The following is a 22,827-nucleotide window of genomic DNA, read 5'->3' on the forward strand; positions in this document are numbered from 1 at the left end:
AAAAACTAGTTACATTTTTTCCTTGTTTTTCTTCTGATTATAGTTTTTATTTCTTGCTGAGGATTTCAAGCGTTTCAAGCAAGTTATCTGCATGAACCTCGATGGTGTCACCAGTCGCTTTAATCTTAACTTCTACGATGCCATCAGCTGCTTTTTTACCAACAGTGATACGGATTGGCAATCCAATCAAGTCGCTGTCGCTAAATTTGACTCCGACACGTTCGTTACGGTCGTCTGTCAAGACTTCGTAACCTGCTCCCATCAAACTTGCTTCAAGTTTTTCTGTCAAGGCTTGCGCTTCTTCGTCCTTGACATTGACAGTGATCAAGTGAACATCAAATGGCGCCAATTCTTTAGGGAAGTTGATTCCCCAAGCGTAACGGTATTCACCTTTTGGCGTTTTGTTAACAAAGAGGCGAGCGTGTTGCTCCATCACTGCTGAAAGGAGACGACTGACACCGATACCATAACATCCCATGATAATTGGTACAGCACGGCCATTTTCATCCAAAACATCTGCTCCCATGCTTGCTGAATAGCGAGTGCCGAGTTTGAAGATATGACCAATTTCGATACCACGCGCAAAGTTAAGGACACCTTGTCCGTCTGGAGAAATTTCACCCTCACGAACTTCACGGATATCCACATATTCTGCAGTAAAGTCACGGCCTGGGTTCACACCAGTCAAGTGGTAGCCATCTTCGTTAGCACCGACAACTGCATTGCGAACATCTTGCACCTTACGATCTGCAATAATTTTAACATTCTCTGGCAAACCAACTGGTCCAAGTGAACCAAATCCTGCTTGAACAACATTCGCCACTTCTTCTTCGCTAGCAACGTCGAAGAAATCTGCTCCCAAGTGGTTTTTCAACTTGACTTCGTTGAGTTGGTCATTTCCAACTAGAAGGGCTGCAACAAGCTCACCATCTGCCATGTAGAAGAGAGTTTTAATTGTTTGTTCTTCTGGAACATTGAGGAAGGCTGCAACTTCATCAATTGATTTAACATCTGGAGTTGCAACACGAGTCACTTCTTCTTCAGTGACAACACGGTTGCTTGGTTTGTACTCATTTGTTGCCATTTCCAAGTTAGCCGCATAGCTAGATTCACTTGAGTAAGCAATGGTATCTTCACCAGAAACCATCCATTTAAGCAATTCTGCCTTGATTTCTTCTTGCACTTCTGCAGGAATTTCGTCAAATGAGGCAACTGACTTGTCCAAGACAACCCAGCGGTCAAGGTCTGTACGAGCAGGTGTAATGGCCATAAATTCTTGGCTGTCCTTACCACCCATAGCTCCACCGTCACCGATGATAGCCTTGAAATCTAAACCACTACGAGTGAAAATACGCTCATAAGCAGCCTTGTACTCATCATAAACACTGTCCAAGCTATCATAGTTAGCGTGGAAACTGTAAGCATCCTTCATGATGAACTCACGTGTACGAAGAAGTCCATTACGTGGGCGTTTTTCATCACGATACTTAGGCTGGATTTGGTAAAGGTTGAGTGGCAATTGCTTGTAAGACTTAACAGAATCACGGACAATAGCTGTAAAGGTTTCTTCGTGAGTTGGACCTAGGATAAAGTCTGATTTTTCACGGTTTTTTAGTTTGTAAAGGTCTTCACCATAAGTTTCGTAACGACCTGATTCGCGCCACAACTCTGCACTGAGAAGGGCTGGAGCCAACATCTCAACGGCACCAATCTTGTCGAATTCTTGGCGCATGATGTTTTTAGCTTTTTCAATCACACGGTTGGCAAGTGGTAGATAAGAATAAACACCTGCTGAGACTTGACGAACATAACCAGCTCGCAACATAAGAGCATGGCTGATAACTTGAGCATCGCTTGGCATTTCGCGAAGCGTTGGGATAGGCATTTTACTTTGTTTCATAATATTCCTCGATTATCTAAAAAAGAGTCGCATAATGTCATTCCAAGTTACAGCAATCATCAAGACAACTATGATGACCACTCCGGCCAAGGTGACATAGGTTTCAATTTCTTGTTTCAATGGTTTGCGGCGGATGGCTTCCAGGATATTGAGCACAATCTTACCACCATCCAGGGCTGGAATCGGAATAAGATTAAAAATCCCGATATTGATGGAAATCATTGCCAAGAAGTACAAGACATTCTCAATTCCATTTTTAGCAGCATCACTACTTGCCTTAAAGATGGCAACAGGTCCACCCAGCTTGTTCAAATCAGGTTGGAAAATCAGGTTTTTCAAAGCTGAGAGAATTCGGAGAGCCGAGTCAGCAGCGGTTGTAAAACCTCCTACAAACATGGATAAAAAGTCTGACTTAATTCCCGGTTGAACACCTAGAAGATAACGGCCTTGATTCTCTTCAGGAGTAACAGTGATTTGTTTTTCACTCCCCTTTTCAGAAATAGTCACATCCAAGGTCGGGGCCGTCTTGTCTTTGGTTTCTGATTCCACAGCCTGAATCAAACTTTCCCAGTTGCTAACCTCATGTGAGCCAATCTTGGTAATTTGTGCCGTTTCTGGTACTCCCACCTTAGCCAAGGCCCCTTGGGGCATGACATGGAACTGGTTGGTATCGACATCTCTGACACCACCCTGCATGAAGATTAAAATCCAGAAAACAACAACCCCTAAGATAAAGTTGTTCATAGGGCCTGCAAAATTAGTAATCAGTTTCCCCCAGATAGTCGCATTTTGATATTGAACATCTAAAGGTGCAATCCGAACCTCAGTACCATCTGCTTCCACAACCGTTGCATCGTGATCCACTGCAAATGTTTTTTCTTCTTCCAGAACCAATCCTTTGATAAAGAGCTTGTCTTCAAAGTCAAACTGGGTCACCTGCATAGGAAGGGCTGTTTGATCCAATTTTTTACCTGAAAGATTGATGCGTTTAACCTTACCATCATCAGTAAGCGTCAAACTGACAGGAGTTCCTGTCTTGATTTCAGTTGTATCATCACCCCAACCGGCCATTCGAACATAGCCCCCAAGAGGCAAGATGCGAATGGTATAGGCCGTCCCATCCTTGCCAATATGAGCAAAGATCTTGGGTCCCATGCCAATGGCAAATTCACGCACTAGAATCCCTGATTTCTTGGCAAAGTAGAAGTGTCCGAACTCGTGCACCACTACAATAATCCCAAAAACCAGAATAAAGGTTAAAATTCCGAGCATAGTATTTCCTCCGTCTTTTGATTAAAAGAGTCCAAATAAGTGCATGATTGGAAATACAAGCAACATACTATCAAAACGATCCAAAACACCACCATGTCCAGGGATAAATTTCCCAGAATCCTTGACACCAAAGTGACGCTTGATCGAACTTTCTAGTAAATCACCGAATTGTCCAGCAATGCTAAAGAAAATAGCAAAGACTGACATCTTGTAAATTCCATACGGAAGAGCAACTGTACTGTCAAACATCATAAAGATGATAGTTACTAAAATAGCACCTAAAATACCACCCAAGGCACCCTCAAAGGTTTTATTTGGAGAAACTGTCGGAGCTAATTTTCGTTTACCATAGTTCATCCCAACAAGATAGGCACCACTGTCTGTCGCCCAGACGATACATAAGGCTAATAGTGCCTTATCTAACCCTGCAATTCTAGCATCTAATAGAGCATTAAAACCAAAGCCCACGTAGAAACTCATAGCAAGCGGGAAAACAGCATCCTCAATCGTATAAGACTTGCTAAAAACAGTCGTTCCTAACATAATTGAAATCAAAACACTATAGGCAACCACATTCCCATCAACTGGTAAAAAAGTCAGATAATTCTCCAAGGGAATGGTCAAAGCAAAGGTTGCAAAGAGGGTCAAGAGGCCCTCCATCGTCATGGTCTCTAGACCTCTCATCTTCAAAAGTTCATGCATGGCTAGCATGGCTATGATTCCAATTGCTATCTGAAGCAAGAGTCCCCCAATCATTAAAATTGGTAGGAAAATAGCCAGGGCAATCCCTGCAAACAAGGTTCTTTTCTGTAAATCCTGTGTCATATTTCCTCCTAAACTCCTCCAAATCGGCGATGACGACGATTGTAGGCAAGAATGGCTTCCTGTAAGGCCGCCTCGTCAAAATCAGGCCACAAGGTATCCGTAAAATAGAGCTCACTGTAGGCTCCCTGCCATGGAAGGAAATTGCTCAAACGCAATTCTCCACTAGTACGGATAATCAAGTCTGGGTCTCGTAAGTCCTTAGGCAAATGCTGGGTAAAAAGATAATTACCAATCAATTCCTCTGTGATGTCACCTGGGTTGATTTTGGCATCTAAAACATCCTGAGAAATCAACTTAAGAGCCTGTGTAATCTCAGCACGTCCACCATAGTTGAGGGCAAAATTAAGAATTAATCCTGTGTTGTTCTTAGTTAATTCCTCAGCCTTGGTCAGAGCTTCAAAGGTTTGCTTAGGCAGGCGGTCCGTTTCTCCAATCATTTGAATCTTAACATTATTCGCATGCAATTCCGGGACATAATTATCATAAAACTCTACTGGCAAGTTCATGATAAACTTGACTTCCTGATCTGGACGGGTCCAGTTTTCTGTAGAAAAAGCATAGACCGTAATAACCTTAACGCCTAGTTTGTTGGCTGCCTTGGTCACAGTTTGCAATGCTTCCATGCCCGCCTTATGTCCGAAGACTCGCGGTTGCATACGTTTCTTAGCCCAACGACCATTCCCATCCATGATGATGCCGATATGAGCAGGAACCTGTGTCGGAACCTCTACTTCCACAGCCTTATCTTTCTTAAAAAATCCAAACATGATCTTATTCCTATTCAAAAATCTATCGTTTCATTATACCATATTTCCCTATTTTCTTCTATCACTAAGCTATTTATACTCTTCGAAAATCAAATTCAAACCACGTCAGCTTCACCTTGCCGTACTCAAGTACAGCCTGCGGCTAGCTTCCTAGTTTGCTCTTTGATTTTCATTGAGTATTATTCTCAGGCACCAAGCCCATTTTTCAAAAAAATAAGCCGCCTGATTGGGCGACTCTATTTTTTATAGGGAGATTATTATGAAAAAGTTTTAGGAGTTTAAGTTAAGATCTTCTTAACTTATGAACTTAGTATACACTTCCTAGCTTAAAGTTTCCTTAAGTATTTTTAAAAATCAAATTTTTCCATTTCTCCTGCCAATTTTTCTTGGATAATCGTGTTTGATAGAGAACCATTCGGTCTTGATTCTCTAAAAAATGAGGAGTTGGACGAACTTGAAAATTCAAAATATCCTCCAAACCGTATGGAGTAAAGAGTTCCAAAACGGATTTTTCATTCAAGCGCAGTCCAACAGCCGTACATCGTTCTGGATACTTACTCATAGCATCACAAGAGCTGCTATAGGGAGCAGTATGAGGGCTGTGCTGGTGCATATAGACCTGATTTTTCAATTCCCACTGATACTGAGGAAAATCCGCTCTCAACTTTTTCTCTAGGAACAAGGTTTCCTCATAAGAAATATCCGGATCAAAGAAAATCACATCTACATCTGTTTCAAGATCAAATGCTGGTCTCTCTGACAAGAGATTCCAGATAAAATTTCTGACAGAACCTGCTGCCAACCAAGAATCTTTCAGACCAAGGTTTCGGATGATAGTCAAAATAGCCATCATATCCGGATTTTCTCTGAAAGAGTCTAAAATTTCAGCCTTATTTTTCAATATATTCATACCCTAAATGCTCATATGCCTTAGCAGTCGCCACCCGTCCAGAACGTGTCCGCATGATAAAACCTTTTTGAATCAAGTAGGGCTCATACATGTCTTCAACTGTCTCACGCTCTTCTGCTATGTTAACAGAAAGAGTTCCTAGACCAACAGGACCACCACCGTACATCTCAATCATGGTGCGAAGGATTTTCTGGTCCACATAGTCCAGACCTTCATGGTCAACATCCAGCATAGTCAAAGCCTTATCGGTAATAAGATCATCGATAACCCCATTCCCCATAATCTGGGCAAAATCGCGCACGCGCTTGAGGAGGCGATTGGCAATACGAGGGGTCCCACGACTACGCAAGGACAACTCAGATGCTGCCTCATGGGTGATTTCCATCTCAAAAATATCTGCCGTCCGCTCGACAATTTCTGTCAAGTCAGCATGAGCATAATACTCCATATGACCTGTAATCCCAAAACGTGCCCGTAGTGGATTTGAGAGCATACCAGCCCGAGTCGTCGCACCAATCAAGGTAAAAGGTGGCAACTCCAAATGAACACTGCGACTGCCTTCACCAGCACCAATCATGATATCAATGTAGAAATCCTCCATGGCACTATAAAGCACCTCTTCCACCGACATGGGCAAGCGATGAATCTCATCAATAAAAAGGACATCCCCAGGCTCTAAGTCATTCAAAATCGCTACCAGATCTCCGGCTTTTTCAATGACTGGACCCGAAGTCTGCTTGAGATTGACACCTAGTTCGTTGGCAATAACAAAAGCCATGGTCGTTTTTCCCAAGCCTGGAGGGCCAAATAAGAGCACATGATCCAGCGCTTCATCCCGCATTTTGGCAGCTTCGATAAAGATTTGGAGCTGGTCCTTGACCTTGTCCTGCCCAATATATTCACGTAAGTACTGAGGACGGAGCGTGCGTTCTACTAACTCCTCGTTCCCCATTATCTCATTATCTAAAATTCTACTCATGGCTCTATTATATCAAAAAACCAAGCCACAAACAAAAAAGCCACCCGATTGGGTGACTCCCGAGTTTAACACTTATGTGGAATAATATTATACGGCACTACTACACCGCCTACGAAAGGAGGTGAGATAGCTCATGATGGAACTAATCCTTAAAACTATCATCGGACCGATTGTGGTCGGTGTCATCCTTCGCTTAGTCGATAAATGGCTAAACGAAGATAGATAGTGTCAAAAAAGACCCTAAGCTTAATGTGGAAGTTAGCTTGGGGTCTTTTCTAGTCCATGATATAGAACTAATCCTTAATTCCTCTCCATTATCCTACAGTTCACAAATTTTGTCAAAGGTTTATATCCTCATCCATTCAGCTTCTCCAACTTTAGAATCTGTCCAATAAATTTTACAAGATTAAGCGAAAGTTATCGGAAAACTATTTTTAGAATAGTCCCCAAAAGCCTGAAATAGAGTCAAAAAACTCCACCTGATTGGGTGGAGTTAAGGGAGATTATTATGAAAAAGAAAAGTTTAGGATTTTATTAAATAAAGTTAGGAGGTCTTTATTTAATAACTATATGATACAAGACAAAGCTTAAAACTAGCTTAACTTTTCTCAAATTTTACTATTATGCAAAAAATTTCTATCACTAGCACTTCACCTCACAAAAAAGCCACCTGATTGGGTGACTTCATTAGGAGATTATGATGAAAAAAAGTTTTAGGATTTCATTAAATAAAGTTAGGAGGTCTTTATTTAATGACTATATGATACTAGACCAGCCTTAAACTTTGCTTAAGAAAAAAACAAGTTTTGTTATTTTTTACGATTCACCCAAGTCATCCCTATACAATTATAGGTGGATAAGATTTCAAAGCCCATAGAACGATAGAAGCCCAAGGTTCTTTCTGTCTGGTCTGTCACCAGCTGGACTTGATAGGCATCTTTGTAATCCTCTAAAGCCTCTTTCATCAAGGCGCTACCAATCCCTTGACGCTGATAGATTGGTAAAACAATTAAATCCTGAACCAATACTGATGAGAATCCATCGCCAACCAAACGAATCAAGCCCACCACAGCATCACCATCAAGTGCCACATAAATCGCTAATGAATGAGATAAGGCCTGCTCCAGCATCTCTGGTTGATGGGTATAATTTGTCCAACCGACAACCTGATAGAGATGCAAAACATCCTCTAGCTTGACAATTTCTTGCTTTTTAATAGTAATCATCTCAACACCTCTTAGAGTTCTCTCAAGCTCTTGTACTGCTGTCCATTTTTGTCAAAATTTTCAGGACGCAACCATGTTTCCAAACGAGATTTTACTTTGGGCCAATCCTTATCAATTATAGACAACCAATCCGTATCCCTCGTGCGCCCCTTATAAACCACTGCCTGACGGAAGGTTCCTTCATAAATAAAGCCCAAACGTTCCGCTGCTCGTCTTGATGGCAGGTTAAGAGCATCGCATTTCCACTCATAGCGACGATAGTTAAGCTCCTCGAAAACATAGCGCGCCAGGAGATACTGGGCTTCTGTCCCTATTCGTGTCCCCCTGAGCTCTGGAGAAAAAGTGACAGCTCCCACTTCTATTACTCGGTTATTCTGGTCAATACGCATGAGAGAAAAAGTTCCCAAAACCTTACCAGTTTCCTTGTCTATGATTGCATAGTAAAAACGGTCCTTACGAGCTAACATCTGATTTAAAAGGGTAACCAGCTCCTCCATATCTGCCACTGGTTCCTGAAAAAGGTAGGTCCACATCTCCCGAGGAGTATCCGGACCATAAACAGCTAATAAATCCTCCGTATGCTTTTCCACTGAAAGAGCTTCTATTCGAGCATATCGCCCTTCTAAGAAATCAATAGAAGGCAGTTCACCTGGTGTATAACCTTCCATTGACTCACCAATCATCTGACCATATTCATTTACTGGCATAGCTTTCTCCTTATTCACTTATTGAATATAGTATAACATATCTCAATGAAAATTTTAGGAAACACTTGGTTTTCTATTCAATAATGCAAACTCCTCTTATAAAAATCATCCATCCACTTTATGGAGGAATAATCAAATATGGGAACGAGTGAGTTAATGCCCCTTATGCTTCTCTCTATTTTTTACTGTTTGTATTCAAATTTCTCTTGTTTTAGTGTTTGCTTTTGTAGACTGGACTACCAACCAGAACTGTGTTTTTATCTTAGTTGGGACTATTATAGTACGGTTCAACACTGTCTACAAATTTTTCAGATGTATATCAAAAAAATTTATCGTAGTAAACCACGAGTCTACACTTTCTTTCATTAATAAGTGCCAATCTTTTCGATAACGATGATTCGGTTGATAAGCAACCGTCAACATATGCCCTGTTTCATGGTATTTTTTAAACAAAATGGATTCCCCTTTATAATGTGAAATGATATCATCTATCGCGGATGATGCATTCCATATTTCATCAACATCGCTTCCTAGTAATAATAAAGGGGAGGAAATTTTACTCAAATCAATCTGAGCCCTACTATCTTCAGGAATATGTTTTCCAAAAAACTTGTTTAACAAATAATCTCCTAACTGAAATTTTTGATAAGGAAGTTCCTTTTGTAAATATGTCCAAGAAGATGAATTAGAATTGAGTTTTCCCTTTATTCCCTCAAATATTACATTTGAGGGAGAATTGAGTACTAAACATTGCACATCATCCAAAATACTTTGTCCAGCCAGAACAAGCTCTGCTCCTTTAGAGCGACCATATATTCCTATTTTTGTATTATCAACTTGAGGATGATGGTATAGAAAATCTTTCGCTTCTTCCAGACATTCTATTGGAATTCGTTCTAAATTTTGGGGTAATCCCTCTAAACCAAAATAAGCTATTGCAAGACAAATATAGCCTCTTGAAGATAAAAGTTGGGCAATATTCTGAGCTTTTTCAATTCTTCCCTCACTACCGCTAACAATAATCACGGCTGGCGCCCTTCTTAATTTTTCATCATAAAATAATCGACCTTGAAAATGCTTATCATAAATATCTTGATACCTTATTCCCAGATTCATATAACGCCTTACAAAACTTTGCTTCGCGACCACATCTTTCCCCAGCCTGATTTTAATTTCAACACCAAAACAATCTCGTAATGGAATTCTATCAAGAGAACTCGGTAATCTCCTTTTCCTATTCTTCAACGGTTTCGCATTAAAGAATAATCCCATTTCTGAAACTCCTTTATAAGATCCCGAAATAGATGCTGTCTGAGAGGTATCAATCATACCGTCCTGATCAGATAAAAAAATTGCGGTTGATTTCCATATAACATCATGATCTAAAAGCAAGGGAGCATTTATACAGTAATAATCAGACAGGTACATTTCTACACAATACATTGCCCTTGGTTCTAAACCATTAATAGCAATATAAAAAGATTCATCCGCTAAATCTGTTTGTGAAATCAGTTCTATGTTTACAGTCATATCTTCTCCTTTTTGTTAATTCACTTAACAATTATATTTGAAATTTACCGTGACTTTTACCACGGTAATTCTCCCCACACCTTTTCAATATCATCCATCAATTTCACAACTGTTTTAAGTTCCACCTCGCTATAGTTGTTTAAAACTAAAAAGATTGATTTTTCAATATATGCTTGTTGCTCCTTATGGATTTTAAAAATTTCGATGCCTTTTTCAGATAATCTCAAATATTTATTTTTCCCATTATTCGGATCAAAATCAAAAACAACTAAATTTTTTTGAATCAATCTCCTAACACTTTGAGTTATTGCACTTCTTGAAACTTCTAATAATTCAGATAATTTTACTAGATTTAAGGGCTGATTTTCCCCAATCACAACAATCAAATGTACCTCATTCAAAGTAATGGATTTGTCAACACCACTTTTATGTTGATTTTTTTTTAACTGGTCAAACGCTAAAATAAATCTATTGAAACGATTATTAAATGCAATAAATTCTTTTTTATCCATAATCTCTCTTTTCTTTGTTAATCATATTAACAAAACAGAAACTTCCTGTCAAATAAAAAATCCTCCAGATTCTACTCTGAAGGATTCTTATCTTATTTCACAACAATATTAACCAATTTATTCGGTACCGCAATTACTTTTACGATGTCCTTACCGTCAATTTCTGCTTTGACTTTTTCATCAGCTAGAGCAATCTCTTGCAATTCTTCTCGTGATAGGTCTTTAGCGACCATGAGTTTGGCACGGACTTTACCTTTGATTTGGACGACAATTTCGATTTCGTCTTCAACCAATTTGCTTTCGTCCCAAGTTGGCCAAGCCACATAAGAGATTGACTCACCTGTTGCTGCAACTGTTTGCCAGAGCTCTTCTGCCAAGTGAGGCGCAAATGGTGCAATCAATTGGATAAAGCCTTTGGCGTAGTCTGCATAAAGCTTGTCTTCCTTGTTAGCTGCATTGACAAAGACCATAAGTTGGGCAATGGCTGTGTTGAATTTGAGGGATTCGATTTGTTCTGTGACAGCTTTAACAGTTTCGTTGTAAACTTTGTCAAGAGCGCCATTGTTTTCCGCAGCTATTTCTTTACTTGTAATCAAGCGGTAAACACGGTCAAGGAACTTACGGCTTCCTTCCAGACCTTCTTCTGACCAAGCAATCGAAGCATCAAGTGGTCCCATAAACATTTCATAAACACGAAGGGTATCGGCACCGTATTGTTCCACCACATCGTCAGGGTTAACCACGTTCTTGAGCGATTTAGACATCTTAGCTGGCGCTTGCTCTAACTCTTCACCTGTTTCTACATGGAAGAAGGAACCGTCACGTTTTTCAACCTTGTCAGTCGCCACAAGAGCCCCACGGTGGTCACGGTAGCTGGTTCCCAAAATCATCCCTTGGTTAAAGAGTTTTTGGAATGGTTCCTTAGTTGGAACAACACCGAGGTCATAGAGGAATTTGTGCCAGAAACGAGCATAAAGCAAGTGAAGAACGGCATGCTCTGCACCACCCACGTAGATATCTACTGGCAACCATTGTTTGAGGAGCTCCTCATCGGCCAATTTCTCAGTATTGTGCGGGTCAATATAGCGGAGGTAGTACCAGCTTGAACCTGCCCATTGTGGCATTGTGTTGGTCTCGCGACGACCTTTGACACCATCTTCACGAGTCACTTCAAGCCAATCTGTCAAATTAGCTAGTGGACTTTCACCAGTACCTGAAGGACGGATATCCTTGGTTACTGGCAAGACAAGTGGCAATTCATTTTCAGGAACAGCTGTTGAAGTTCCGTCTTCCCAATGAATGATAGGAATTGGCTCACCCCAGTAACGTTGACGGCTAAAGAGCCAGTCGCGGAGACGGTAGGTCACCTTCTCTTGACCACAGCCTTTTTCTTCCAACCAAGCCACAATCTTAGCAATTGCGTCTTCTTTGTTGAGTCCATCTAGGAAGTCTGAATTAACGTGAAGGCCATCTTCTGTGTAGGCAGCTTCTGCTACATTTCCACCTTCAAGTACTTCTACGATTGGAAGGTCAAATTGTTTGGCAAATTCCCAGTCACGTTGATCGTGGGCAGGCACAGCCATAACGGCACCTGTTCCGTAACTAGCAAGAACATAGTCGGCAATCCAGATTGGAATTTCCTTACCATTGACAGGGTTGATGGCATAAGCACCAGTCCAAACACCAGTTTTTTCTTTGGCAAGGTCTGTACGAGCCAAGTCAGACTTAAGGCTAGCTTGGTGTTTATAGTCTGCTACTGCCTCTGCTTGCTCTGGACTTGTGATAGCGTCAACCAAATCATGTTCAGGAGCCAAAACAGTGAAAGTCGCACCGAAAAGGGTGTCCGGACGAGTGGTAAAGACTGTGAATTCCTTGTCTGTTCCCTTAACTTTAAAAGTTACATTAGCACCAGTTGATTTCCCAATCCAGTTGCGTTGCATGTCCTTGATAGACTCCGGCCAATCTAGTTCATCTAAATCATTGAGCAAGCGCTCTGCGTAAGCCGTGATTTTGAGCATCCATTGGCGCATTGGCTTGCGGACAACTGGATAGCCTCCACGCTCAGAAGTTCCGTCAGGAAGAACCTCTTCGTTGGCGATGGCTGTTCCCAATTCCTCAACCCAGTTTACTGGCACTTCCGCTTCATAGGCCAAGCCTTTTTCGTAAAGCTTAGTGAAAATCCATTGGGTCCACTTGTAGTAGTTTGGATCTGTTGTATTGACTTCACGATCCCAGTCATAAGAAAATCCAAGCGCATTGATTTGGCGTTTGAAGTTGGCAATGTTCTCAGCTGTAAATTCTGCTGGGTCATTACCTGTATCCATAGCGTATTGCTCTGCAGGCAAACCAAAAGCATCCCAACCCATTGGGTGAAGGACATTGTATCCTTGCGCACGTTTGAAACGGCTGAGGATATCCGTTGCGGTATAACCTTCTGGATGTCCTACGTGCAGACCCGCTCCAGACGGATAAGGAAACATATCAAGAGCATAAAACTTAGGTTTTGATGCATCTGTTCCTGTCTTAAATGTATGATGTTCTGCCCAGTAGCCCTGCCACTTAGGCTCAATTTCTTTATGATTGTAAAAACTCATGGTCTCTCTCCAATTTTGTGATGTTACTATTATACCATTTTTGAGGGAATTTGAAAGACGAGAAATGTTCTTTTGGGCTTGTATGCCAAGAAAGACTGAATCGCAAATCCAGCTTATTTAGCAGTATAAAAAATTAGCTAGCACTTGAAATTAACTTATATCGATTATTTGTCTCTTCCATCTTTTTCCCCCTAACGCCTTTGACTCATATTCCCCGTTTTAGATTTCTTTAAGGTTTTTATTATATCCTGTAGAACTCTACAATTTAAAAACATTAACAATCTAGGTAGAGAAAATGTTCGTAAAAAGGAGATTCTTATGAAAAAACTACTATTCTTTCTCTCTTGTGGATGGATATTTCTTACTTTATCAGGATGTTCTTCAACAACAGAAGCGGAAACTAGCACTGAAAAAGATTCAGATAGCACTTTGGTTGTCTACTCGCCTAACCCTGAAGACCTTATCGAAGAAACAGTCCCAGCCTTCGAAGAAAAATATGGTATTAAGGTTGACTTAGTACAAGCCAGCACGGGTGAATTGTTCAAAAAAGCTGAGGCCGAAAAAGAATCCCCAGTAGCCGATGTCATTTTCGGAGGCTCCTACGCCCTCTTCTCTTCTAACGAAAATCTTTTTGAACCTTATATTTCCCAAGAAAATGACCAGATAATCCCTGAATATCAAAATAAAACAGGATTCTACACACCTTATACACTTGATGTTAGTGTTATCATTGCCAATTCAGCTCTTACAAAAGATATTAAAATTGAAGGCTACAATGATCTACTCAATCCTAAATTAAAAGGAAAAATCGCAACTGCTGATCCAAGTAATGCTTCTAGCGCTTTTGCTCAATTAACAAACATGCTTGTAGACCAAGGTGGATACGAAAATGAACAAGCTTGGACCTATGTGAAAAATCTATTTACCCTAGTAGATGGAAAAATTGCATCTAGCTCTTCAAATGTTTACAAAGCTGTCGCCGATGGGGAAATGGCTGTTGGACTCACCTATGAAGACCCTGCCTTAAAACTCTTAAATGATGGGGTTGATGTAAAAGTCATTTATCCAAAAGAAGGAACCGTCTTTTTACCTGGTAACGCAGCTATCATCAAAAATGCCAAACACATGGAAAATGCCAAGAAATTTATCGATTTCCTCCTTTCTCAAGAAATCCAAGATAAGCTAGGAACTGAAACAACAATCAGACCCATTCGTAAAAATGCTAGAACCAATAAAAATATGAAGGCTATGACAGAAATCAATATTGCCACTGAAGATTCCGATTATGTCATTAAAAACAAATCTGCTATTCTTAAAAAGTACAATGATATTTTTACAGATATCCAATCTAAACAGTAAAAGAGGTTCACTATGAGTGAGATCAAAATTATTAACGCCAAAAAAATCTACCACGATGTTCCTGTTATTGATAATTTAAATATTACAGTTCCCAAAGGAAGTCTCTTTACCATCCTTGGTCCTTCAGGGTGTGGGAAAACGACCCTTCTTCGTATGATTGCAGGTTTCAACAGTATCGAAGGCGGAGAATTTTACTTCGATGATACAAAAATCAATAATATGGAACCCAGCAAACGCAATATCGGCATGGTTTTCCAAAACTACGCTATTTTCCCACATTTGACTGTTCGAGACAATGTTGCTTTTGGTCTCAAGCAAAAGAAAGTCCCTAAAGAAGAATTGGTACAACAGACCAATAAATATCTTGAACTCATGCAAATTGCTCAATATGCGGATCGAAAGCCCGATAAACTTAGTGGTGGACAACAACAACGTGTCGCCTTGGCACGTGCCTTAGCTGTTAATCCAAGTGTTCTCCTCATGGACGAGCCACTTAGTAACCTAGATGCCAAACTTCGCTTGGATATGCGTCAAGCTATTCGAGAAATCCAACACGAAGTGGGTATTACAACTGTTTATGTGACCCACGACCAAGAAGAAGCTATGGCTATTTCAGACCAAATTGCTGTTATGAAAGACGGAGTCATCCAACAAATCGGTCGACCAAAAGAACTCTATCATAAACCAGCTAATGAGTTTGTGGCTACCTTTATCGGACGCACAAATATTATCCCTGCCACTCTTGAAAAACGGAGCGACGGCGCTTATATCGTCTTTTCAGATGGCTATGCTCTTCGAATGCCAGCTCTTGATCAGGCTGAGGCACAAGCTATTCATGTAAGTATTCGTCCTGAAGAGTTTATCAAAGATGAATCTGGAGATATTGAAGGAACTATTAGCGATAGCGTCTATCTTGGACTGAATACTGAATACTTCATCGAGACAGGTTTTGCCTCAAAAATTCAAGTTAGCGAAGAATCAACTTTTGAAGAAGATCTACAAAAAGGCGATCGTATTCGTCTACGAATCAATACTCAAAAATTAAACGTCTTTTCTGCAGATGGTTCACAAAACCTGATAAAAGGAGTCAACCATGGAACGTAAAAAACTAAATATTTGGACAGCCTCCTCTTTCTTCATCTTTCTTACCTATCTTGTCTTTCTGGTTTATCCTATCGTTACCGTGCTCAAGCAAGCACTCATACATGAGGGACAATTTTCACTAGCTAATTTTGTCACTTTCTTTAGTAAAGCCTACTACTCTGAGACACTTGTCAACAGTTTCAAGGTTTCCATTACCGCTACTGTCACTTCCTTAGTTGTAGGAACCCTATTAGCTTATCTCTTTTCCATGTATGACTTCAAGGGAAAGAAATTTCTACAAATATTGATTATCATTGCTTCCATGTCAGCTCCTTTCGTGGGAGCCTACTCCTGGATTCTCTTGCTGGGACGAAATGGGGTCATCACAAAATTCATAACAAATACTCTTCATCTTCCAGCTATTGATATTTATGGATTCAAAGGAATTGTACTTGTCTTTACACTGCAACTATTCCCACTGGTATTTCTATACGTTGCTGGGACAATGAAAAGTATTGACAATTCTCTACTTGAAGCTGCTGAAAGCATGGGTTCCTTCGGATTTAAGCGTATCGTAACGGTTGTTTTGCCTCTCCTAGTTCCAACCTTACTAGCAGCTGCCCTACTTGTATTTATGAGAGCATTCTCAGACTTTGGAACGCCTATGTTGATTGGTGAAGGATATCGGACTTTCCCGGTCTTGATTTATACCCAATTCATTAGCGAGGTTGGAGGAAATTCTGCTTTTGCATCTGCTTTAGCAATTATGGCGATTATCATTGCCTTAGCAATTTTCCTTATCCAAAAATACATTTCAAATCGCTACAGTTTCAGTATGAATTCGCTCCATCCAATTGAGCCTAAAAAAACTACAAAAGGAAAAATGGCTGCCATTTATGCGACAGTCTACGGAATTATCTTGTTCTCTGTTCTACCTCAAGTCTACTTGATTTATACTTCTTTCCTAAAAACATCAGGTATGGTATTTGTCAAAGGCTATTCTCTAAACAGTTACAAGGTAGCTTTCAATCGTATGGGATCTGCTATTTTCAATACTATTCGTATCCCTTTGATTGCCTTAGTTCTAGTTGTCCTATTCGCAACATTTATCTCCTACCTAGCCGTTAGAAAACGGAATGTGTTTACAAACTTAATTGACAGCCTCAGTATGGTACCTTATATTGTACCAGGAACCGTTCTAGGGATTGCCTTCATTTCTTCTTTCAATACCGGTCTATTTGGAAGTGGATTTCTTATGATTACAGGGACTGCTTTCATCTTAATTATGTCTCTATCTGTCAGAAGATTACCGTATACTATTCGCTCATCTGTTGCTAGCTTGCAACAAATAGCACCAAGTATTGAAGAAGCCGCTGAAAGTTTAGGAAGTAGCCGTCTCAATACCTTTGCCAAGATTACAACTCCAATGATGCTATCTGGTATTATTTCTGGAGCTATCCTATCTTGGGTCACAATGATTTCAGAGCTCTCTACCTCTATCCTCCTCTACAATGTCAAAACAAGAACAATGACTGTAGCTATTTATACAGAGGTTCTTAGAGGAAATTACGGTGTTGCGGCAGCCTTGTCAACTATCCTGACTATTCTAACAGTGAGTTCATTACTCTTATTTATGAAAATCTCTAAAAGCAATAGCATTACACTTTAGTTTTCCCCATCAAAAACAGCCGAAAGGATTACCCTCGGCTGTTTTTTCTTATCTTGATATTCCTATCAAATCCTCAGTTCCTAGCAAGCAAGTCCAGACTGATTAAATAGAGGCTTCCTCCATCTTCTCACGTCCTAGTTCTCGGTAACTACGGTCGCCGACAACTTCTACGCTAAACTGGCCGTCCTCATATTCAAGTATCGTCACGCTACCATTATCTAGACCATGCGGATGCATACCATTAATTAGATAAACAATGGTTCCAATAGTCATTCCGTGGCTGACAACGAGGGCATTGCCCCCACCCTGCTCTTCCATTTCTTTGGCAATCGCTTCAAAGCCTTCCTTAATTCGGCCACTGAGTTTTTCCCAGCCTTCAGCCCAACCAGCTGTATCGACCTCTACCAAACCCTCAGCCAGTTCAGCATAAGACAATTGGTGAACGTGGTCCACATTAAAGATACGAGGAATAATGCCCATGAAAAGATCACCATCATAAGCTCCGTCAAAACTACCGAAACACCATTCTCTGATACGCTTGTCCATGCGATAAGGGATTTTTCCCTGCAAGCCAAGTTCATCAAGGATAATTCCCATTGTCTGAATGGTGCGCCCAGAATCACTCGAATAAGCACGCTCAAACTGTAGACCAGATTCGCGCAAACCGATTCCTAATTCTTGAATCCCTCGTTCACCTTCAGCTGTTAAGGGAGTATCGCTCCAACCTTGCGCGCGACCAATCGTGTTAAACATAGTCTTGCCATGACGTACCAAATACAATCGTACTTTTACCATTTTCCGTCCTCCGTTTGCTTCTATTATATCATGGATGATAAAACAAAAGCCACCCAGACAGGCGACTTTTGCAGGAGATTATTATGAAAAAGTTTAGGAGTTCTATTAAATAAAGATATTAGATGAAAATCAAATTCAAACTAAATCAGTGTTATCTGTTTCAAATAATATTAGGAGGTCTTTATTTAATGATTATAGTATACACAGCCAACCTTAAATAGAACTTAAAATTTCTCCTATTTTCTTAATTTTTAAAACTATGAATTGGTGCTGGAATTTGTCCACCGCGAGAGATGAAATCGACAGACGAAGCCCCATTGACCTTCATAACAGGTGCAGTACCTAATAGGCCACCAAACTCAATCATATCGCCTTCTTTTCCTTTTGGAATAATACGAACAGCCGTAGTTTTCATGTTAATGACACCAATTGCAGCTTCGTCTGCAATCATAGCCGCAATGGTTTCAGCAGGTGTATCCTCCGGAATGGCAATCATATCCAAACCAACAGAACAGATAGCCGTCATAGCTTCTAGTTTTTCCAGATTAAGAGAGCCATTTTGCACTGCAGCAATCATTCCTTCATCTTCTGAAACAGGGATAAAGGCACCAGACAAACCACCAACTTGGTTGCAGGCCATGACTCCGCCCTTCTTAACTTGGTCATTCAAGAGAGCCAAGGCAGCCGTCGTCCCATGCGTACCAACTGTTTCTAGCCCCATTTCTTCAAGGACACGTGCAACAGAATCTCCAACAGCAGGAGTTGGCGCCAAACTCAAGTCCACAATACCAAACTCCACACCGAGTCTCTCACTGGCCATTTGACCAACCAATTGACCGATACGAGTGATCTTGAAGGCAGTCTTCTTAACTGTTTCGGCTACTACATCAAAGCTCTGTCCACGAACTTTTTCCAAGGCACGTTTTACCACACCAGGACCAGAAACTCCGACATTGATGATAACATCTGCCTCCCCAACACCATGGAAGGCACCCGCCATAAATGGATTGTCCTCAACAGCATTAGCGAATACAACCAACTTGACCGCTCCCATATCTGATAGATTAGCCGTTTCCTTGATAACACGTCCCATATCTGCCACAGCCGTCATATTAATACCAGACTTGGTTGAGCCGATATTGATTGACGAGCAGACCTTGTCCGTTTCAGCCAAGGCGCGAGGAATAGAATTGATGAGAATCTCATCTCCCTTTTGATAACCCTTTTGTACCAAGGCAGAGAAGCCACCGATAAAGTCCACACCAATCTCTTTCGCAGCCTTATCAAGAGCTTTTGCCAGAACCACATAGTCTGTCGCATCTGTCGCAGCCCCAATCAAAGAGATAGGAGTCACCGATACACGCTTATTAACGATTGGAATCCCCAACTCAGCCGCAATTTCATCGCCAACAGCTACTAAATTAGCTGCCTTGCTCGTAATCTTTTGATAAATTTTCTCCGCAGCACGATTGATATCTGGATCAATACAGTCCAAAAGAGAAATCCCCATGGTAATGGTTCTGATATCGAAGTTTTGCTCCTCAATCATGGCAATGGTTTCAGTAACTTGTCTAATATCCATGTGCACCTCCTAGATATTATACATAGCGTCGAAAATCGCTGCACTCTGAATATTGATTTTCACATTCAAAGTTTGCCCAAAAGTTTCAAACTCATTTCGCAGATAAGTAAAATCCTGCTTTTCATCACTTGAGACGACAGCCATCATCGTAAAATATTCATCCAAAACAGTTTGAGAGATATCGTCAATATTCAATCCTAATTCTGCAATTTTGCCAGAAACACCTGCAACAATTCCAGATTTATCTTTACCAACAACAGTTATAATCGCTTTCATAAGCAAACTCCAATTCTTCTTTTAATAGGAAACCTGAACATTAAACAGGATTCTTTTCAATAGTATAGCATAATTCTAACTAAAATACTCAAAAACGCCTGCTTACGAAGTTGTTCTTAAGAAAAAAACAATTTCGTAAACAAGCGTCTACTATCCCAACTTATGATGAGTGTTCCCGCTAGGACCGAGATCCTAGCGGTAGACCAGAGCTAGACTAAGAGCACAAGACTCCATCATCATAACACTCAACAAAATTGATGATTTTATACTAATTCGATGATCGCCATTGGCGCTGCATCACCACGACGTGGTTCAGTTTTAAGGATACGAGTGTATCCACCGTTACGTTCAGCATAACGAGGTGCGATTTCTGAGAACAATTTTTGAAGTGCTGTAGTAGAAGTGTACTTATCAGTTGCTTCATCATAGTTTTCAGATGCGATTTCATTACGTACGAAAGCAGCTACTTGACGACGTGCATGCAAATCACCACGTTTACCTAGAGTAATCATTTTTTCAACAGTTTTACGGATTTCTTTAGCACGAGCTTCAGTTGTCACGATTGATTCGTTGATCAAAAGGTCAGTTGTCAAATCGCGAAGCATTGCTTTACGTTGTGAGCTAGTGCGTCCTAGTTTACGGTAAGCCATGTATTCCTCCTTTATTTATCTTTTAATCCAAGACCCAAATCAATGAGTTTGAGTTTCACTTCTTCCAAACTCTTGCGTCCAAGATTTCGTACTTTCATCATCTCTGCTTCAGATTTTTCTGTCAAATCATGCACAGTATTGATACCGGCACGTTTCAAACAGTTGTATGAACGCACAGACAAGTCCAGTTCCTCAATCGTACGATCCAAAATACGGTCGTCAGATTCAGTATCAGCTTCTTTCATCACTTCAGTTGACTTAGCAATCTCAGTAAGATTTGTAAACAAATCAAGATGTTCTGTCAAAATACGTGCTGAAAGCCCTAAAGCATCTTCTGGAATAATTGTTCCATTTGTCAAGATTTCAAGGGTTAATTTGTCAAATCCATCATTGCTACCTACACGAGCAGGTTCCACTTGATAGTTGACTTTTGTAACTGGTGTATAAATAGAATCTACAGCAAGTGTTCCAACTGGTGCATTATCTTTTTTATTTTCATCAGCAGGTACATATCCACGACCACTGTTAACAGTCATAGTCGCTTTTAGAGAAGAACCTTCACCGATTGTAAAGAGATAATGATCTGGATTTACAATTTCAATATCGCTATCTGTCAAAATGTCACCAGCTGTTACTTCAGCAGGACCTTCAACATCCAGTTCGATGATTTTTTCGTCTTCAACGTACGATTTCACTGCAATTCCTTTAATGTTCAGAATGATTTGCATCACGTCTTCACGAACACCTGGAACTGTGTCAAACTCATGTAACACACCATCAATATTGATAGATGTCACAGCTGCTCCTGGTAGAGAAGCTAGAAGTACACGACGAAGAGAGTTACCAAGAGTTGTACCGTAGCCACGTTCAAGTGGTTCGATTACAAACTTGCCATAATCTTTATTTTCATCAATTTTTGTTATATTTGGTTTTTCAAACTCGATCATTTAGTTACTCCCTCTTAAACGAAAAGCAGTGTAATGCGATGATTATACACGGCGACGTTTTGGAGGACGAGCACCATTGTGTGGCACTGGAGTCACATCACGAATTGCTGTTACTTCAAGACCAGCGGCAGCAAGCGCACGAATAGCTGACTCACGACCAGAACCTGGACCTTTTACAGTAACTTCAACTGATTTAAGACCGTGTTCTTGTGCAGATTTAGCAGCAGCTTCAGAAGCCATTTGAGCAGCGAATGGTGTAGATTTACGAGAACCTTTGAAACCAAGAGCACCAGCTGATGACCAAGCAATTGCATTACCATGCACATCAGTAATCATAACAATAGTGTTATTAAATGTAGCGTGAATATGAGCAATACCAGATTCGATATTCTTTTTCACACGACGTTTACGTGTTGGTTTAGCCAAGACTTTTACCTCCTATATTATTTTTTCTTACCAGCAATCGCAACAGCTTTACCTTTACGAGTGCGAGCGTTGTTTTTAGTGTTTTGTCCACGGACAGGAAGTCCACGACGGTGACGGATACCACGGTATGAACCGATTTCCATCAAACGTTTGATGTTCAAGTTTACTTCACGACGAAGGTCACCTTCAACTTTGATTGCATCCACTTCACGACGGATAGCATCTTCTTGATCTGATGTAAGATCACGTACACGAACATCTTCTGAAATTCCAGCAGCAGCCAAAATTTTCTTAGATGTTGCAAGTCCGATACCATAAACATAAGTCAATGAGATTACTACGCGTTTGTCATTTGGAATGTCAACTCCAGCAATACGAGCCATGTTTTCTCCTTTCTATCTTATCCTTGACGTTGTTTGTGTTTTGGATTTGCTGGGCAAATTACCATAACACGACCATTACGACGAATAACTTTACAGTATTCGCAAATTGGTTTGACCGATGGTCTTACTTTCATTTCTTATCCCTCCAAGTTTTTCGATTATTTAAAGCGGTAAGTGATACGTCCACGTGTCAAGTCATATGGACTCATTTCGACAGTAACACGATCTCCCGCTAAAATACGAATATAGTTTTTACGAATTTTACCAGAAACTGTTGCTAAAATCTGATGTCCATTTTCAAGTTCAACCGTAAACATTGCATTCGGCATTGTATCAACTACTTTGCCTTCAACTTCAATCACATCGTCTTTTGCCACGCAAAAGCACCTCCATAAATTTCGATTCGATGCCTCTAGACACAGAGACAACAATTAT

At 40.5% G+C, this 22,827-nt stretch carries 24 protein-coding genes; 4 read left to right on the forward strand and 20 right to left on the reverse strand.

What is annotated here, in order from left to right; all coding sequences use genetic code 11:
* Positions 1 to 46: 46 nt before the first annotated feature.
* The 6 genes from TZ90_RS07565 to ruvB form a co-directional block, all read right to left on the reverse strand.
* Positions 47 to 1,900 (reverse strand): proline--tRNA ligase, encoded by a 1,854-nt coding sequence (locus tag TZ90_RS07565; RefSeq protein WP_045612342.1) that lies wholly within the window; start codon positions 1,898 to 1,900, stop codon positions 47 to 49.
* A gap of 12 nt (positions 1,901 to 1,912) precedes the next feature.
* Positions 1,913 to 3,172 carry an RIP metalloprotease RseP gene (rseP, locus tag TZ90_RS07570; protein WP_045612344.1) on the reverse strand — a complete coding sequence of 420 codons (1,260 nt, stop codon included), beginning with the start codon at positions 3,170 to 3,172 and terminating at the stop codon, positions 1,913 to 1,915.
* 21 nt (positions 3,173 to 3,193) lie between these two features.
* Positions 3,194 to 3,997, reverse strand: a complete 804-nt coding sequence (locus TZ90_RS07575; RefSeq protein WP_000189853.1) for a phosphatidate cytidylyltransferase — start codon at positions 3,995 to 3,997, stop codon at positions 3,194 to 3,196.
* An 8-nt stretch (positions 3,998 to 4,005) separates the two neighbouring features.
* Entirely contained in the window at positions 4,006 to 4,764 is a 759-nt protein-coding gene (locus TZ90_RS07580) for an isoprenyl transferase (protein ID WP_000466719.1), read from the reverse strand.
* Between the two features lie 337 nt (positions 4,765 to 5,101).
* A complete protein-coding gene (locus tag TZ90_RS07585) occupies positions 5,102 to 5,674 on the reverse strand; it encodes a nucleotidyltransferase family protein (protein ID WP_045612346.1) in 573 nt (190 codons plus the stop codon).
* Entirely contained in the window at positions 5,655 to 6,653 is a 999-nt protein-coding gene (gene ruvB, locus TZ90_RS07590) for a Holliday junction branch migration DNA helicase RuvB (protein ID WP_080890755.1), read from the reverse strand. Before ruvB ends, TZ90_RS07585 begins: the two co-directional genes overlap by 20 nt.
* Positions 6,654 to 6,786: 133 nt before the next feature.
* Here ruvB and TZ90_RS07595 point away from each other — a divergent pair, with 133 nt between their 5' ends.
* The gene (locus TZ90_RS07595; protein ID WP_000970293.1) at positions 6,787 to 6,879 is read left to right on the forward strand and encodes a type I toxin-antitoxin system Fst family toxin; all 93 of its coding nucleotides are present in this window, start codon (positions 6,787 to 6,789) and stop codon (positions 6,877 to 6,879) included.
* A 583-nt stretch (positions 6,880 to 7,462) separates the two neighbouring features.
* Here TZ90_RS07595 and TZ90_RS07600 read toward each other — a convergent pair.
* The 5 genes from TZ90_RS07600 to leuS form a co-directional block, all read right to left on the reverse strand.
* A complete protein-coding gene (locus tag TZ90_RS07600; RefSeq protein ID WP_045612349.1) occupies positions 7,463 to 7,879 on the reverse strand; it encodes a GNAT family N-acetyltransferase in 417 nt (138 codons plus the stop codon).
* An 11-nt stretch (positions 7,880 to 7,890) separates the two neighbouring features.
* The gene (locus tag TZ90_RS07605) at positions 7,891 to 8,586 is read right to left on the reverse strand and encodes a GNAT family N-acetyltransferase (RefSeq protein ID WP_001144927.1); all 696 of its coding nucleotides are present in this window, start codon (positions 8,584 to 8,586) and stop codon (positions 7,891 to 7,893) included.
* Between the two features lie 297 nt (positions 8,587 to 8,883).
* On the reverse strand, positions 8,884 to 10,116 hold the full coding sequence (locus TZ90_RS07610; protein WP_045612351.1) for an acyl-CoA thioesterase/BAAT N-terminal domain-containing protein: 1,233 nt from the start codon (positions 10,114 to 10,116) through the stop codon (positions 8,884 to 8,886).
* A gap of 56 nt (positions 10,117 to 10,172) precedes the next feature.
* Positions 10,173 to 10,628: a MarR family transcriptional regulator gene (locus tag TZ90_RS07615; RefSeq protein ID WP_045612352.1), complete on the reverse strand. Its 456-nt coding sequence runs from the start codon at positions 10,626 to 10,628 to the stop codon at positions 10,173 to 10,175.
* A 92-nt stretch (positions 10,629 to 10,720) separates the two neighbouring features.
* Entirely contained in the window at positions 10,721 to 13,222 is a 2,502-nt protein-coding gene (gene leuS / locus TZ90_RS07620) for a leucine--tRNA ligase (protein ID WP_045612354.1), read from the reverse strand.
* 318 nt (positions 13,223 to 13,540) lie between these two features.
* On the opposite strand from leuS, the gene TZ90_RS07625 reads away from it, so the two are divergent.
* From TZ90_RS07625 to TZ90_RS07635, 3 genes are read left to right on the forward strand one after another with little or no spacing between them, the layout of a single operon-like run.
* On the forward strand, positions 13,541 to 14,581 hold the full coding sequence (locus TZ90_RS07625; RefSeq protein WP_045612356.1) for an ABC transporter substrate-binding protein: 1,041 nt from the start codon (positions 13,541 to 13,543) through the stop codon (positions 14,579 to 14,581).
* Positions 14,582 to 14,593: 12 nt separating this feature from the next.
* Positions 14,594 to 15,685: an ABC transporter ATP-binding protein gene (locus TZ90_RS07630; protein WP_045612357.1), complete on the forward strand. Its 1,092-nt coding sequence runs from the start codon at positions 14,594 to 14,596 to the stop codon at positions 15,683 to 15,685.
* A complete protein-coding gene (locus TZ90_RS07635; RefSeq protein WP_045612359.1) occupies positions 15,675 to 17,333 on the forward strand; it encodes an ABC transporter permease in 1,659 nt (552 codons plus the stop codon). Before TZ90_RS07630 ends, TZ90_RS07635 begins: the two co-directional genes overlap by 11 nt.
* Before the next feature lie 102 nt (positions 17,334 to 17,435).
* Here the strand turns inward: TZ90_RS07635 and TZ90_RS07640 are convergent, their stop codons facing one another.
* From TZ90_RS07640 to infA, 9 genes are all read right to left on the reverse strand, one after another.
* Positions 17,436 to 18,128 (reverse strand): histidine phosphatase family protein, encoded by a 693-nt coding sequence (locus tag TZ90_RS07640; protein ID WP_000241548.1) that lies wholly within the window; start codon positions 18,126 to 18,128, stop codon positions 17,436 to 17,438.
* Between the two features lie 244 nt (positions 18,129 to 18,372).
* Complete coding sequence (locus TZ90_RS07645; RefSeq protein ID WP_045612361.1) at positions 18,373 to 19,710, reverse strand: PFL family protein; 1,338 nt, start codon at positions 19,708 to 19,710, stop codon at positions 18,373 to 18,375.
* 9 nt (positions 19,711 to 19,719) lie between these two features.
* Complete coding sequence (locus TZ90_RS07650; RefSeq protein ID WP_045612362.1) at positions 19,720 to 19,986, reverse strand: ACT domain-containing protein; 267 nt, start codon at positions 19,984 to 19,986, stop codon at positions 19,720 to 19,722.
* A 263-nt stretch (positions 19,987 to 20,249) separates the two neighbouring features.
* On the reverse strand, positions 20,250 to 20,636 hold the full coding sequence (gene rplQ, locus TZ90_RS07655) for a 50S ribosomal protein L17 (protein WP_045612363.1): 387 nt from the start codon (positions 20,634 to 20,636) through the stop codon (positions 20,250 to 20,252).
* A gap of 11 nt (positions 20,637 to 20,647) precedes the next feature.
* Positions 20,648 to 21,583 (reverse strand): DNA-directed RNA polymerase subunit alpha, encoded by a 936-nt coding sequence (locus TZ90_RS07660; protein WP_000568988.1) that lies wholly within the window; start codon positions 21,581 to 21,583, stop codon positions 20,648 to 20,650.
* A 42-nt stretch (positions 21,584 to 21,625) separates the two neighbouring features.
* The gene (gene rpsK / locus TZ90_RS07665) at positions 21,626 to 22,009 is read right to left on the reverse strand and encodes a 30S ribosomal protein S11 (protein WP_001118385.1); all 384 of its coding nucleotides are present in this window, start codon (positions 22,007 to 22,009) and stop codon (positions 21,626 to 21,628) included.
* Between the two features lie 17 nt (positions 22,010 to 22,026).
* Entirely contained in the window at positions 22,027 to 22,392 is a 366-nt protein-coding gene (rpsM, locus tag TZ90_RS07670) for a 30S ribosomal protein S13 (RefSeq protein WP_000090781.1), read from the reverse strand.
* Between the two features lie 17 nt (positions 22,393 to 22,409).
* The gene (gene rpmJ / locus TZ90_RS07675) at positions 22,410 to 22,526 is read right to left on the reverse strand and encodes a 50S ribosomal protein L36 (protein WP_001808836.1); all 117 of its coding nucleotides are present in this window, start codon (positions 22,524 to 22,526) and stop codon (positions 22,410 to 22,412) included.
* Between the two features lie 24 nt (positions 22,527 to 22,550).
* A complete protein-coding gene (gene infA / locus TZ90_RS07680; protein ID WP_001029883.1) occupies positions 22,551 to 22,769 on the reverse strand; it encodes a translation initiation factor IF-1 in 219 nt (72 codons plus the stop codon).
* Positions 22,770 to 22,827 lie beyond the last annotated feature (58 nt).

It is taken from the genome of Streptococcus mitis (assembly GCF_000960005.1).
In the GTDB taxonomy this organism is placed as follows: Bacteria; Bacillota; Bacilli; order Lactobacillales; family Streptococcaceae; genus Streptococcus; species Streptococcus mitis_CK.